This is a genomic window from Trinickia symbiotica (genome assembly GCF_002934455.1).
In the GTDB taxonomy this organism is placed as follows: domain Bacteria; phylum Pseudomonadota; class Gammaproteobacteria; order Burkholderiales; family Burkholderiaceae; genus Trinickia; species Trinickia symbiotica.
The window spans coordinates 36,898-49,365 of the sequence record NZ_PTIR01000028.1 but is presented as its reverse complement, the minus strand read 5'-3'; the positions used below and the strand labels follow the sequence as shown (position 1 = coordinate 49,365).

At 61.7% G+C, this 12,468-nt stretch carries 15 protein-coding genes, 1 tRNA gene and 1 pseudogene; 10 read left to right on the top strand and 7 right to left on the bottom strand.

Annotated elements, in window-relative coordinates; translation table 11 throughout:
- Nucleotides 1–141 precede the first annotated feature (141 nt).
- Nucleotides 142–216, bottom strand: a tRNA-Gly gene (locus B0G57_RS27895).
- 44 nt (nt 217–260) lie between these two features.
- Here B0G57_RS27895 and B0G57_RS27890 point away from each other — a divergent pair.
- Together B0G57_RS27890 and B0G57_RS27885 are read left to right on the top strand one after the other, a co-directional pair.
- Nucleotides 261–1,073 (top strand): TetR/AcrR family transcriptional regulator, encoded by an 813-nt coding sequence (locus B0G57_RS27890; RefSeq protein WP_317615657.1) that lies wholly within the window; start codon nt 261–263, stop codon nt 1,071–1,073.
- Between the two features lie 86 nt (nt 1,074–1,159).
- Complete coding sequence (locus tag B0G57_RS27885) at nt 1,160–2,134, top strand: DMT family transporter (protein ID WP_018442141.1); 975 nt, start codon at nt 1,160–1,162, stop codon at nt 2,132–2,134.
- A gap of 32 nt (nt 2,135–2,166) precedes the next feature.
- Here the strand turns inward: B0G57_RS27885 and B0G57_RS27880 are convergent, their stop codons facing one another.
- Entirely contained in the window at nt 2,167–2,424 is a 258-nt protein-coding gene (locus B0G57_RS27880; RefSeq protein ID WP_104489607.1) for a hypothetical protein, read from the bottom strand.
- Here B0G57_RS27880 and B0G57_RS32460 point away from each other — a divergent pair.
- The 3 genes and pseudogenes from B0G57_RS32460 to B0G57_RS27865 all read left to right on the top strand — a co-directional run.
- Nucleotides 2,339–2,629: pseudogene (locus B0G57_RS32460) on the top strand (AraC family transcriptional regulator); the annotation flags it as partial. The gene B0G57_RS27880 and the pseudogene B0G57_RS32460 overlap by 86 nt on opposite strands.
- Nucleotides 2,630–2,729: 100 nt before the next feature.
- On the top strand, nt 2,730–3,017 hold the full coding sequence (locus B0G57_RS27870; protein WP_018442144.1) for a hypothetical protein: 288 nt from the start codon (nt 2,730–2,732) through the stop codon (nt 3,015–3,017).
- Entirely contained in the window at nt 3,017–3,322 is a 306-nt protein-coding gene (locus tag B0G57_RS27865) for a helix-turn-helix domain-containing protein (RefSeq protein ID WP_018442145.1), read from the top strand. The genes B0G57_RS27870 and B0G57_RS27865 overlap by 1 nt, the downstream gene beginning before the upstream one ends.
- Nucleotides 3,323–3,463: 141 nt before the next feature.
- Here the strand turns inward: B0G57_RS27865 and gstA are convergent, their stop codons facing one another.
- A complete protein-coding gene (gene gstA, locus B0G57_RS27860; RefSeq protein WP_026229944.1) occupies nt 3,464–4,090 on the bottom strand; it encodes a glutathione transferase GstA in 627 nt (208 codons plus the stop codon).
- A gap of 129 nt (nt 4,091–4,219) precedes the next feature.
- On the opposite strand from gstA, the gene B0G57_RS27855 reads away from it, so the two are divergent.
- The 5 genes from B0G57_RS27855 (at nt 4,220) to B0G57_RS27835 (ending at nt 9,602) form a co-directional block, all read left to right on the top strand.
- Entirely contained in the window at nt 4,220–5,131 is a 912-nt protein-coding gene (locus tag B0G57_RS27855) for a LysR family transcriptional regulator (protein WP_018442147.1), read from the top strand.
- Nucleotides 5,132–5,246: 115 nt separating this feature from the next.
- Nucleotides 5,247–5,720, top strand: coding sequence for a hypothetical protein (locus tag B0G57_RS27850; protein WP_018442148.1), 474 nt, complete (start codon nt 5,247–5,249; stop codon nt 5,718–5,720).
- 227 nt (nt 5,721–5,947) lie between these two features.
- A complete protein-coding gene (locus tag B0G57_RS27845) occupies nt 5,948–6,820 on the top strand; it encodes an AraC family transcriptional regulator (RefSeq protein WP_018442149.1) in 873 nt (290 codons plus the stop codon).
- 449 nt (nt 6,821–7,269) lie between these two features.
- Entirely contained in the window at nt 7,270–8,985 is a 1,716-nt protein-coding gene (locus B0G57_RS27840; RefSeq protein WP_146013342.1) for a CHASE domain-containing protein, read from the top strand.
- Nucleotides 8,982–9,602 carry a response regulator transcription factor gene (locus B0G57_RS27835; protein ID WP_018442151.1) on the top strand — a complete coding sequence of 207 codons (621 nt, stop codon included), beginning with the start codon at nt 8,982–8,984 and terminating at the stop codon, nt 9,600–9,602. Before B0G57_RS27840 ends, B0G57_RS27835 begins: the two co-directional genes overlap by 4 nt.
- Here the strand turns inward: B0G57_RS27835 and B0G57_RS27830 are convergent.
- The 4 genes from B0G57_RS27830 to B0G57_RS27815 are packed head-to-tail and all read right to left on the bottom strand — an operon-like array spanning nt 9,590 to nt 12,394.
- The gene (locus B0G57_RS27830; protein WP_018442152.1) at nt 9,590–10,294 is read right to left on the bottom strand and encodes a Crp/Fnr family transcriptional regulator; all 705 of its coding nucleotides are present in this window, start codon (nt 10,292–10,294) and stop codon (nt 9,590–9,592) included. The genes B0G57_RS27835 and B0G57_RS27830 overlap by 13 nt on opposite strands.
- Nucleotides 10,287–10,916: a 2-hydroxychromene-2-carboxylate isomerase gene (locus B0G57_RS27825; RefSeq protein ID WP_018442153.1), complete on the bottom strand. Its 630-nt coding sequence runs from the start codon at nt 10,914–10,916 to the stop codon at nt 10,287–10,289. Before B0G57_RS27825 ends, B0G57_RS27830 begins: the two co-directional genes overlap by 8 nt.
- Before the next feature lie 9 nt (nt 10,917–10,925).
- A complete protein-coding gene (locus B0G57_RS27820; protein WP_018442154.1) occupies nt 10,926–11,600 on the bottom strand; it encodes a 3-oxoacid CoA-transferase subunit B in 675 nt (224 codons plus the stop codon).
- Nucleotides 11,601–11,623: 23 nt separating this feature from the next.
- Nucleotides 11,624–12,394 (bottom strand): CoA transferase subunit A, encoded by a 771-nt coding sequence (locus B0G57_RS27815; RefSeq protein WP_018442155.1) that lies wholly within the window; start codon nt 12,392–12,394, stop codon nt 11,624–11,626.
- Nucleotides 12,395–12,468 lie beyond the last annotated feature (74 nt).

The following is a 12,468-nucleotide window of genomic DNA, read 5'->3' as shown; positions in this document are numbered from 1 at the left end:
ACAGGTTCGGGATCGGCGTCCCAAATGAATTATCTGTCTAGGGCGAAAACATGTATAGGAGAGTTTAGTTATAAAGATATGCGTCGCGAGGCCGGGGCTGTGCCGGTGAGCGAGCGTTTGGTGGGGAGGGGCGACTCGGATTGGAGCGGGCGATGGGAATCGAACCCACGTCTCCAGCTTGGGAAGCTGGGGTAATGGCCATTATACGACGCCCGCAGAGCCGATGATTCTACAGGGTTTTGGGTGGGTTGGGGAGGGGGATGTTGCGGTTGCGGGCATCGCAACTGGCATGGCTTGATCGTGAAGTGGTGCTTTTTGACCGCGGCGATCGCGGTTTCATCCAGAAGAATGAAGATCCTCGATCGCGCGGCGAACGTCGCGTAATGCCCTGCTGGTTGATTTTGAGAACGATCAGTTCTAATATATCCGCCATGACTACCTTCGACAGTTCCCAAAATCGCACTCGTTTCCCTTCTGATCGTTCCGGGGAACGCGGCCGACCACGGGAATTCGATGTCGATCAGGCGATCGACGCTGCTGCCCGCGTCTTTTGGGAGCATGGCTATCACGCGACGCCTGTCGACGCGCTGTGCGAAGCGACAGGCGTGTTCCGCGGCAGTCTGTACCGGACGTTTGGCGACAAGCACGGCTTGCTTGTCGCGGCGTTCGATCGCTATGCGGAAGGTGCAGTCGCGCGACTGAAGGAGCGCCTGGCCGCCGACATGCCACCAGCTGACGCATTGCGCGCGGCGCTGCTGCATTACACATTGGTCAGCGCGAATCTACTGGATCGGTACGGCTGCCTGATCACCAATGCGGCCATCGAGTTGCTACCGGGCGACCAGGCCATGCGTTCCCATATCGAATCGACGTTGCACCGCATCGCGACGCAGTTCAGTCTCGCGATCGCGCGCGGCCAGCAGGCTGGCCAATTCGATGCAAGCCTGGATGCAGAGGAAGTCGGACGGTTCCTGCTGTGCATTGTTCAGGGGATGCGAGTGCTCGGCAAGACCGACATGGATAAATCCGCGCTCACGTCGATTGTCGAGATGACGATGCGAGCTCTGGTCTGAGACGAGCGTTTCCATCGGCACGCCGGTGATTTTATGGGGGACGGCAAACGTCAGCATTTTTTTCTCAATTTTGAGAACGATCAGTCATGAAATCAAACTCCGCTTCGTCTGCATCGTCGAAAAGTTACTGGAAGGGCGTCGCGTTTTGCCTGACGGGTACGGCGCTGATGGGGGCAATGTTTCCCGTAATGACCGCCGCGTTGACGCACGTCGATCCATTCACGTTTACGTCGCTGCGCTATCTGATAGCTGGGATCGCCTTCGCGATGCTACTGCGGCATCGCGAAGGCGCTGGCGCGTTTGCAGCCGACGGCCACTCGCTCGGGACTGCATGGTTGCTCGGATCTGTCGGCTTTTGCGGCTTCGGCTCGTTCGTGTTTCTCGGGCAGCAACTTGCCGGGCCGGACGGCGCGCTCGATGCGTCGATCATGATGGCAACGCAACCGATGATGGGCTTGCTGCTTAGCTCGTGGCTACGACGCAGCCCACCGCCAGTGCTCTCGCTTGTGTTCGTTGCGGCATCGTTCTCAGGCGTCTCGCTGGTGATTACGAACGGTGATCTGCTGGCCGCCATTCACGGACCCCAGCACTACGCTGCCAGCGGGCTGATCGTGATCGGAGCGTTTTGTTGGGTGGTATATACGTTCGGCTCCGCGCGGTTCGCACGCTGGTCAGCATTGAAGTACACAACGATGACGACCTGGCTCGGGCTTACTACGATCGTCACTGTCAACGCGATCTTGATTGCGCTGCACGTGGTGCCCACGCCGACGTTGTCGACGCTGCGCTCCATCGCGCCGCATCTACTCTACATGGGGCCCGTCGCTGGGTTCGGCGCGATCTTGTTCTGGGTCTCCGGGAACCGGATCCTCGGTCCGATGAACGGCGTGCTTTTCATGGATGTAGTGCCGATCACTGCATTCGTCGTGTCCGCCCTGACCGGACTAGTACCGATGTCGGTTCAGATCGTGGGGGCAACGTTAACCGCTGTTGCGCTAATCATGAACAACGTATATTTGCGCCGCCGCTCGTTGAGGATCGCGGCGTCGGCCGCGGCATGACGGGCTGCTTCCGGGTAGCGAGAACGTCGCGCTTATTTGCCCTGAAGCAGCATACCGAGGGGTTTGAGCGGGCCTACCGGGAGGAACTCGAAGTCGAGGAAGCCAGCGGCCGCGAGCGGCATTTCGCCCACGATAGCCTTGGCTTCGTCGACGGATTCCGCACTCATCAGGAATACCACACCCGGTTTTTCGTCGATGCCCGCATTGATGCCCGACTGGGTGGTCGTTCCCGCATTGGCGACTTCGACGCCCGAGCTCCTCCTTCCGGCGCTGCAGCGGCCAGACGTCAAGCAGGGCGTTATGGAGCTCGGGAGGTGGCATGAGCAGGGCGCCAGGATCGCCACTTCGTGTATCGGCACGTTCCTATTGGCCGAAACGGGCCTTCTCGATCATCCCGAGGCGACTACGACCTGGTGGCTTGCGCCGCTGTTCCGGCAACGCTTCCCCAAGGTGCGGCTCGAAGAGTCGCGAATGTTGGTGCCGACCGAAAAAGGGCGGCGAGTTCGTCTACATCCTCTCAGTAGAGATAAAGTCCGAACGGAGAAAACGTGGCGTGAGAACGCGCGTGAATAGTGGTGTTGCTTAACGCCGGACCGTGATCGAAACCCCGACCTTCCAGAAACAAGCCGAGCGCATTTGGTCAGACGCCGAGCGTCTCGACTTCATCGGTTGGATCGCGGCCAATCCGGATGCGGGGGATGTGATTCCGGGTGCCGATGGCGCTCGAAAGGTTCGCTGGAAGCGTGCGGGCACCGGCAAGTCCGGTGGTGCGCGTGTAATCTACTTCAACCTTACCGATGAGGAAATCGTGTTGCTTGTGGCGGTCTATGCCAAGGCCGAGCGTGAGAACATGCTTCCCAAGGACATCCGAAAGGTGGTGTGATGGACATCGAGAAAATTGCCAAGGCGGTCGAGGCAGACGCCGGTGAGCCGCTGCCGGATCTGCGCCAAGCGCTTGAGGAAGCCAAGGCGCGCGTCGGTCGAGTGACGACGCCCGAGCAGATGATTGTGCGGCAAGCGCGCGAGGCGGCTGGCATGACTCAGCCAGCGTTTGCGGAGCGAATTGGTACGCCAGTGGCCCCGCTGCGCGACTGGGAGCAGGGCCGCTTTGCGCCATCGGGTGCTGTGCTGTGTTTGCTACGCCTGATAATGAAGCATCCCGAGCTGACGGCCGAACTTGCTGCGTAAAGCGAGCAGAGCCTGTCGCTCAACATAGCCATTTCAGTGGGGATGGCAAGCGGCGGAATCTGGCCTGTGGCATCGAAACTGGCATGGCTCAAAGGTGGAGCTGCCTCGGCAACGTATGAGCCGGCGCGCTCGTCGCGTTCATCAAGCGTGTACCTTCAGCCCTTCCGCCACCATCGCTTCGCGCACCGCAGGGCGTCGACCCACGCGTTCGAGGTAGGCGCGCAGAGCGGCGAAGTCCGAGAGATCCACATCGACCAATTTTGACCAGCTGACGACCGTAAACAGATAGGCGTCGGCCACCGTAAACGACTCACCCATCAGAAACGGGCTCCCGGCCGCCAAATGCCGGTCTACGAAGCCAAGCCGCTCGGCAATCTTGCCGCGCGCCACCGTCTGAGCTTGCTCGCCGTACTCGGCATGGAACAGCCAAGGGCTGTACATCTTATGCAGCTCGGTGCCGATGAAATTGAGCCACGATTGCAATCGTGTACGCGCCAGGGTGCCCGCAGCCGGGGCAAGCCCGCATTCCGGTTTCTCATCGGCCAGGTATTGCACGATGGCCGGGCCCTCCGTCAGCAATTGGCCGTCATCGAGCTCGAGCACAGGCACATAGCCGTTCGGATTGACGGCTGAAAAGTCAGTGCCCGATGCCGTGGTGTGCGGCGTTTTACCGAGATTGACGCGCACCAGTTCGAGCGCGATGCCAGCTTCGGCGGCAACGATATGCGGCGACAGCGAACATGCGCCGGCGGAGTAATAGAGCTTCATCAATGGCCTCTTGAAGGGAATGACCAAAATGGACAGCGGACCCAGCATACGATGTGCGTTGGTGCAACGTCCATTGCGAAATTGCCATCTTCATTTGCATCCGTGCAAGCGATCGTCTAACGTTGCGGCATGAACGATTGGAACGACTTGCGTCTCGTGCTAGCCGTGCATCGCGCGGCAAATTTGACGGTCGCCGCGGCTCGGCTGAACGTGGCTCACTCAACCGCGTTTCGTCGGCTGAAGGCGCTCGAGACGCGCCTTGGCGTGCGGCTTTTCGAGCGGCTGTCGGGCGGTGTCTATCAGGCCACCGAGGCGGGGCAGCGGATGGCCGCCGCCGCCGAGCGGATGGAAGACGAAGCGCTGGCGCTCGATCGGGATCTGACGGGCCGCGACCATCGGGTTTCCGGGCGGCTGCGCGTGACGTCTTCGGAGACACTCGCGTATAGCCGGCTCACGCGGCACTTAGCCGGATTTCGGCAGGCACACCCGGGCGTCGCGGTGGACTTGTTCATCGACAATCGCGTGCTCGACCTTTCGCGCCGCGAAGCCGATGTCGCGTTGCGCCCGGTTCGGCCAAGACAGGGCGATTTGTGGGGGCGCCGGCTCGCGCGGATCGCATGGGGGCTCTATGCCACACCCGACTATTTGGCTGCGCGCGAAAGTCCGTCGGCGACTGCAAACGCCCTAGCGCACCATGCGGTGATCGGATGGGAGGAAGGGGCGACGGGCATTCAAGCCGCCCAGTGGCTGTCGCAAGCGGTGCCCGAGGATGCTCTCGTTTATCGGACCAACAGCCTTGTGAACCAACTCGTTGCGGCGCGCGCCGGAATCGGGCTCGCGTTACTGCCGTGCTATCTGGGCGATAGCGAGGACGGCGTCGTGCGCGCGACACCGGAGCCGGTGCCGGATCTGGAGGGTGAGCTCTGGATCGTGGCGCATGCCGATCTGAAAGGTACCGCACGGGTCAGGGCATTCTTCGATGTGGTCGGCGATGGCCTTTCGCGCGAACGTCCATTGTTCGAGGGCCTTCGGGAAATTTAGTACCGTAGTTTCCACAAATCCCATGCGGGTATAGCGTCTTACGCGCGATTGATGGACGTTCATAGAATCGGGGATGCTGCGATGTCTACGATCATCTACCTCGGCCCGCGTCTCCATGAATTCCCATCGTCTTTTCCATTTCGTCGTCACGCTGTACGAAAAACATCGCGCGGAAGCTCTTGGCGACCTGCTAGGAATTTCGCCGATGGCGGTACGTGTGTTGGACATTGCCCTGAGCCTTCCAGGCAGCCGGATCGAGGACGTTGAACACTTGCTGACAACGAGCCGAGCAAAATTGGTGAGCGCAGTGTTCGAACTAAGCGGTCGAGGACTGCTCAGGTATATCGACCCGTCTGTCGGATTCGAGGACATTCGCCTCTATGCGGAAAGCGCAGCAGCATCGATACAAGAGGCCGATTGGTTCAGTGAACCCACGCCCGCGTTGGACGCATATCGCCTGGTGCTGCAGGATGAAATCCGTCGGTGGGCATCCGGCTCCGGGGAAGCGGCGTCGAAAGCTCTCCTGGGCGCGTTGGCGGAGGCTGATAGTGGGGACGACCGAACCGGGCCATTGAGTTTGGCCCGCTGACGCGACGCTTACCTGCGGGCCCACAGCGAACATCGGAAAAACTTTATACCGAGTTAGTTCGAGCATTTGTTCGCGTCATCCAGCGAATTTACCGGGCGCCATCAACGCCAGATGAAATCGCTGTGCGAACGGGTCCCCGTCGCGCTATTTCCAGCGTCCAGCAAGCACGGCTAGGCGTAATGTGCTCATCGTGAGCGACCATACCGGAAATCGCCCAATCGAGTGCCATGCAAGCCTCTACCGACATCACGACTACCTACGCGAAGCGCTTCGAAGCGGTGCTCGCCTATATCGATGGGAACCTCGACGGAGACTTGTCGGTAGAGGCCTTGAGCCGCGTCGCGAACTTCTCGAAGTTCCATTTTCATCGACAGTTCGTCGCATACGTCGGTGTACCGGTCGCGCGCTATGTGCAACTGATTCGCTTGCGCCAGGCAGCCCGCCGTTTAGCGTCGCGCGCACCATGCTCGGTGTTCGATGCCGCGCTCGACGCGGGCTTTGACAGCCCCGAAGCGTTCAGCCGAGCGTTCAAGCGCGCGTTCGGCATTGCGCCGAGCGCATTCCGGCAGCGACCGAACTGGCATATTTGGAGTGCGACCTTCGTTGTCCCTTACGTTTCAAGGAAACTGACCATGCAAGTACAAATCGTCGATTTTTCCGAAGTCCATGTCGCCGCACTCGAACACAGTGGGCCACCCGGACTCCTCAACGAAAGCGTGCGCAAGTTCATCGACTGGCGCAAGCAAAGCGGGCAAGCCCCTGTGGCGTCGAGCAGGACCTTCGGCATCCCGCACGGCAACCCGGACACGATGCCGGAGGACGAATTCCGCTTCGACATCTGCGCGGAGATCGACGAGCCGGTCAAGCCGAACGGGTACGGAGTTCGCGAATTCGTTATTCAGGGCGGTCGGTGCGCGGTGGTTCGGCATTCGGGATCGACCGACCATATCGGCGAGACCATCTACCCGATCTATCGAGACTGGCTACCGGCAAGCGGGGAAGAACTGCGGGACCACCCGTTGTTCTTTCACTACCTGAGTGTTTATCCGGAGACCCCGCAGGACGAGTGGCAGACCGACATCTACATCCCGCTGGTCTGAAGTTGCTTTCTGGTCCCGCTGCGAAATTGCTGGCTTTTTCCGCGCACAAGCAGCCTCACCTCTCTGAATGTCAGGTTACCCCTCCCGGCGCGCCGAACTTCCATGACTGCCGGGAGGGACCTGTCCACCACACGTTAAGCCCCCGTAGCGCTATGCCTGTTGTCGCCGTCCCCGATGGTTTTTTATCGCTGATTGTTAGTCGGAATGGGCACCTCAAAGATATCGAACCGTGCGTGGCCGAGGCTAGTGTGGATTGCCGCGCGTCGCTACCGTAGTTCCCGCAATTCTGATAGGCATTGCCGTAGCTCCCGGGCCGCGTCATTACGCACGGCTCGGCTTCCTCGTAGAATGGTCCGTCTTCGCCCGTTCTGCCTCAGATCTATATTTTGTTGCTCGCTCGACATCGCCGCGCCGTTCGATTGATACTCACTGCCTTCGCGCTCTGGCTCGTGAGTTCGTTGATCATCGTTGGTGCGCTGATAGCCTCAGAGATGAATCGCCTGCGGCGCGAATTCGTCGTTCAAAGTGCCGCGACTTACGAAATCATCCGCCAGCGACTCGATCAGAACGAGGCCGTTATGGCCGGCATCGATTCGCTCCTGCATACGTTTCCGGGCGTCGAGTCCCGAGGGCTGCGCGACTACGCACACCGGATGCTGGTCCGCTATCCGCACATTTACATGATCGAGTTGCAGCCGCGCGTCGAGCGCGCGGAGCTGCCTGCATTCGAGGCATGGGCGAAAGCCAAAATCTCCCGCGGATACGTCGTCAAAGACTACGGCTATGGCGACGTGCGCCAATGGCGTCCGGTAGCCGAGCGCCCCGTCTATTACCCGATCACGTTCATGGAGCCGCAGACGAAGGCCGCGCTGCCTGTCCTCGGGCTGGACGTGTATGCCGACGACAAATTTAAAGCGGCCATCGACGAGACGATTCGGACAGGCCAGCCTTCGCTGTCCACGCCGTTCGACCTTTACGAAGGCGGCCGGGCCTATCTGATCTTCAAGGTCGTCTATGCGCAAACGCCGCAAGATCAGGCCTCGAGGCCGCGACTGGCAACGCGCGTCGTATCGATGCTGATCCATACCGGCAAGTTTCTGAGCGAAAGCGAGGAGCCGTCGCCGTTGGTGTCGATGCACATCTACGAGCAGGGATATGGCTACGATCAGCCTGAAGGCCTGATCGATCGCGTGGATGCCAAGCCTGTTGCCTCATGGCTCGGGCGATTGCTGCCCGAGTTCACGTACCGCGAAATACTACCGAGCCAGATACAGCCCTTCATATTCGAGACCCGACGGCAGCTCGGGGCGGAAGCCATCCCCGTTTTGTCGGTTGCGCTGGCATTGATTGGTACGTTTGTCATCGCCTTGCTCGCACTCGTCGTGTACCAGCAGCAAGTCGTGAGCAGGCGCATTGCACGAGAGAACCAGCGACGCGCGGACCGGCGCGAAGCGCAGGTTCAGGTTGCTCGCCTGCATACGATTGGAGAAATGGCGTCAGGAATTGCTCATGAGTTGAATCAGCCGCTTGCGGCGATCCTCAGCTACAACCAGGCGTGCGTACGCATGTTGCGTGAATCAGACCCGGATCTCGCGGCAATCGAAGGCGCAATGAAATCGATGACGGATCAGGCAAAGCGGGCGGCCGACATCATCGTGCGATTGCGAGCCTTCGTCAGCAAGCATCCGGCTCAAGTGCTCCCGCTGGATATGCGGCAGGTCGTTCGGAATGCGCTATCGCTGGCCGAGCCGTGGTTGAGGCAGGGTTCGGTGGTGGTCAACCTCGATATGGCGACCGACCTTCCCGAAGTGCTCGCCGATAGCGTGCAGATCGAACAGGTCGCGCTCAACTTGATCCGCAACGCGGTCGAGGCGATGGAGTCGACGCCTGTCGACAATCGTGTGCTGACGCTGGGTCTGAAATGCGACGAGCGCGTGGTGACGCTATTCGTGCGTGATACAGGGCCGGGCGTCTCGGAAGAGATGCGCAAGACGCTGTTCCATCCGTTCAGGACGAGCAAGGCTGATGGCATGGGGCTCGGCCTGACCATCTGCCAATCGATTGCGGAAACATACGGGGGAAGCGTGATCGAGAATCCTTCGATTCCATTCGGCGCGGAATTTCAACTGAGCTTGCCGATCAACCAACGGAGGAGTGCGTCATGACATCTGCCGACGAAACCATCGTCTATCTCGTCGATGACGACGCGGCGGTGCGAGACGCCTTGGCGCTGCTGATTCAATCGATCGGGCTCAAGGTCAAGACCTACGGAGACCCGGCGGCGTTTCTCGCGGAACTCTCAGGCAACGAGATCGGGTGCCTGGTACTCGACATCCGAATGCCCGCACTCAATGGGTTTGCCGTTCAGGAGCGATTGGATGCGATGGGGTGCGGCCTGCCCATTATCATGATCACGGGGCATGGCGACATGGCGCAATGTCGCCGCGCTTTTCGGGCGGGCGCCGTGGATTTCCTGACCAAGCCGATCGACGAGACCGCCTTGATCGAAAGTTTGCAGACGGCCATTCATCGCGGGCGCGAACAACAAGGCATGAGGCGGCAGATCAACGATGCCCGTGCCCGCATGAGTCGGTTGACGCCGCGCGAACGGGCCGTGTTCGATCTGGTCTGCGAAGGCTTGCAGAATAAGGTGATTGCCGACCGCCTGCATCTATCGCAGCGGACGGTGGAGGCCTATCGCGCATCCATGTTCGAAAAGCTCGAAGCGGGTTCGGTCGCTGATCTCGTCCGATTGCGAATGATTGGTGGCTACGCCCCGTAGCTGCGCAGCCGCTCGAGGTCGATCACCGTTACTCCGCCGTATTCCAGCACCACCACGCCGTCTTTCTCCAATGCCTTGAGCGACTGATTGGCAACTTGTCGCGTCATGCCCGAGAGCAGACCGAGTTCTTCCTGCGTGATTTCCAGATGGTTGCCCGCGCCGGGGTAGAGCACCGGGTTGAACAGCGAGGCGATGCAGCGCGCCAACCGCGGCGTGGCATCGAGCAGCCGGTCGTATTCGAGCAGGGCCATGAAATGACCGAGCCGCTCGTTGAGCTGGCGGACGAGGAAGTGGTTGAACGCCACGCTGTTTTCGACGAGCCACATGAAGGTCGCGCGGTCCATGAAGGCCATGCGCGTATCGCGCAGCGCGACGATGTCGTAGCGGCGCGGCTCGTTCTTGAGCACGGTGCCTTCGCCGAACCAGCCGCCGGCCGGCACGCCGGTAAATGTGATGCCGCGCCCCTCGGGCGATACGGTGCCGACTTTTATGAGCCCCGTCACCACACCCGTCCAGCTCTCCAGTATCGTGTTCTTCGGGCAGATGCAGGTGCCGCGTGCATACGTCTTCTCGACGATGCCGGCGCAGGCGCGATCGGCCTCCTCGCCGGGCAGCTCGATCGACCACGCGGCGATGTGGGCGAGGCGCGCGCGGCTGATGCCGGGGCGCGTGTGCGAACCGTGATCAGCCACGCTGGATTCCGATCGGTAGCGAGCTCACGCGCCGCACTTCGGGCGTATCCAGCCAATCGGTCTCCAGGCATTGCAGGAAAAGCGCGGTGGCGTCTTCGCCCCAGAACAGTTCGCCCTTATGCGCGAGGGTGGGCACACCGAACACGCCGAGCGCGATCGCCTCGTCGGTGTGATGGCGCAGGGCGTCTTTCACGGCGGGCTGCTCGACGGCTGTTCTGCCCTCCGGAAAGCCGACGGCATCGCACAGCGCGGCAAACCCCTCTGGCGAAGCGACGTCGTGCCCATCTCGCCAGATATGCCGGAACACCGCACGGACGGCGTCGAGCGAGCCGCCCGTCGCGATCGTCAACCGCAGCGCCTTGATCGGGTTGAACGGATGCGCGGGCGGCATGCGGAAGGCAATGCCGAGCTGTTGGGCGCGAAAAAGCGCATGCCGGTACGTGAAGGCGCGCTTGCTGCCGATCTCGGCGGGGCCCTTCTGGCCACAGTGGTTCAGGATCGCGCCCAGCACCACGGGGCGTGGACGGATGGCGATGCCTGCCGGCAGCTTGTCGAATTGCTCCAACTGCAGGTAGGCGAACGGTGAGACGACATCGAAAAACCAATCGACGGTATCGGGCATGAACGTTCCTCAGGCGGTACGAGCTTGCAGCAGCGGCGACAGCGCAAACGGCGCCGCGGTCATGGCGCGGATGTCGTCCAGTGTCGCATGCGAGACGATCTCGCGCAGCACCAGTCCCATCTCCGTCACGTCGAAGACGGCGTGCTCGGTGACGATCACCTTCACGCAGCCCTTGCCCGTCAGCGGCAGGGTGCAGCGAGGCAGAATCTTCGAGTTGCCATGCTTGTCGGTATGCGCCAGCGCCGCGATCACCTTGGGCGTGCCGTAGCACAGGTCCATCGCCCCGCCGATGCCCGGCCACCACTTGCCGCCGCGATTGCAGGCCCAGTTCGCGAGATTGCCTAGCGCATCCACCTGCAAGGCGCCGAGGATCGTGACGTCGATATAGCCGTTGCGCATGGCACCGAGGGAGGTGGCAAGGTCCATGATCGCCGCGCCGGGCGCCAACGTGATCGGTTCGCAGCCCGCATTGGTGAGGTCGCTATCGATCGCATCGAGCGCCGGTCGGCCGCCGAAGCCGAACGCGCCGTTCTCGGTATGGAAGATGACGCCGGCGTCCGCGTCGAGGTAGTTAGCCGTCAGCGTGGGAATCCCCAGGCCGAGGTTCACGACTTCGCCGGCGCGCAATTCTTGCGCGCAGCGGGCGGCGATGCGTTGCTTGGGGTGATCGGGCAGGGCGGGCATGGCGGTCTCCTTGGCGTCCAGGGTCAGGCAACGGCGGGGGCCGCGGCCGGCAGGCGGCCCAGCTTGGTCCAGTGCCGCTTGTAGAGCGTGTGCTGATCCTCCAATGACAACCCTTGCACGACCGCGTCGACGAACACGCCCGGGCAGCCGACGCGCTCGGGCGGAATCGCGCCCACCTCCACGATCTCGTTCACCTCTACGATGGTGTACTCGCCGGCCATGGCGATGTCGCGCTGGTTCTGCAGCGCCGTGCCGCGAAACTCGACGTTGCCGAATGTGTCGGCGCGCCAGCCCTTGATGATCGACACGTCGGCGCGCAATGGCGGCTCGATGAAGCAGGTGAGGCCGTCCACGGCGATCGTCGGCTTGGGACCGCCACGCGCGGGGAACATGCCCGGCTGATCGAGAATGCCGACGCCCACCGGCACGAGCACACCTCCCAGACCCATCGCGCCCGCGCGCACTTTCTCGGCCCACGTGCCCATCGGAAAGAATTCGGCCACGCGGAGACTGTCGCTCAAGTACGCTTGCGTCGACTCATCGGTGGTGCCGACGTGCGTGCCGATGAATTCGGCGAGCTGCCCTGAAGCAAACAGCCGGGCCTTCAGAAAGCCGCCGCGCAGCCCCGGCGTATTGCTGATCAGCGTGAGCTCCCCGACGCCGCTGGCGAGCAGCGCCTCGATGCAGCACGCCGGCTCGCCGGCGCCGACGAACTCGCCCAGCATCAGACGACTGCCGCCGCGGACGTGAGCCACGGCCTCGTCCACGGAAATAACCTTGTTGGCGTAGCGCATCGCGTCTCCTTTTTCTCGTTGCGGGCGGCGGGGGGGGCGAGGGGGCTCGGCCCAGCTTGCTGCGCAGTGTAGGA

What these genes read in the sequence shown, in the direction of transcription:
- B0G57_RS27815 (WP_018442155.1), bottom strand. Translation starts at nt 12,394, where the DNA reads ATGCGCTACGCCAACAAGGTTATTTCCGTGGACGAGGCCGTGGCTCAC.
- B0G57_RS27835 (WP_018442151.1), top strand. Translation starts at nt 8,982, where the DNA reads ATGACATCTGCCGACGAAACCATCGTCTATCTCGTCGATGACGACGCG.
- B0G57_RS27825 (WP_018442153.1), bottom strand. Translation starts at nt 10,916, where the DNA reads ATGCCCGATACCGTCGATTGGTTTTTCGATGTCGTCTCACCGTTCGCC.
- B0G57_RS27845 (WP_018442149.1), top strand. Translation starts at nt 5,948, where the DNA reads ATGCAAGCCTCTACCGACATCACGACTACCTACGCGAAGCGCTTCGAA.
- B0G57_RS27865 (WP_018442145.1), top strand. Translation starts at nt 3,017, where the DNA reads ATGGACATCGAGAAAATTGCCAAGGCGGTCGAGGCAGACGCCGGTGAG.
- B0G57_RS27885 (WP_018442141.1), top strand. Translation starts at nt 1,160, where the DNA reads ATGAAATCAAACTCCGCTTCGTCTGCATCGTCGAAAAGTTACTGGAAG.
- B0G57_RS27890 (WP_317615657.1), top strand. Translation starts at nt 261, where the DNA reads ATGTTGCGGTTGCGGGCATCGCAACTGGCATGGCTTGATCGTGAAGTG.
- B0G57_RS27855 (WP_018442147.1), top strand. Translation starts at nt 4,220, where the DNA reads ATGAACGATTGGAACGACTTGCGTCTCGTGCTAGCCGTGCATCGCGCG.
- B0G57_RS27820 (WP_018442154.1), bottom strand. Translation starts at nt 11,600, where the DNA reads ATGCCCGCCCTGCCCGATCACCCCAAGCAACGCATCGCCGCCCGCTGC.
- gstA (WP_026229944.1), bottom strand. Translation starts at nt 4,090, where the DNA reads ATGAAGCTCTATTACTCCGCCGGCGCATGTTCGCTGTCGCCGCATATC.
- B0G57_RS27850 (WP_018442148.1), top strand. Translation starts at nt 5,247, where the DNA reads ATGAATTCCCATCGTCTTTTCCATTTCGTCGTCACGCTGTACGAAAAA.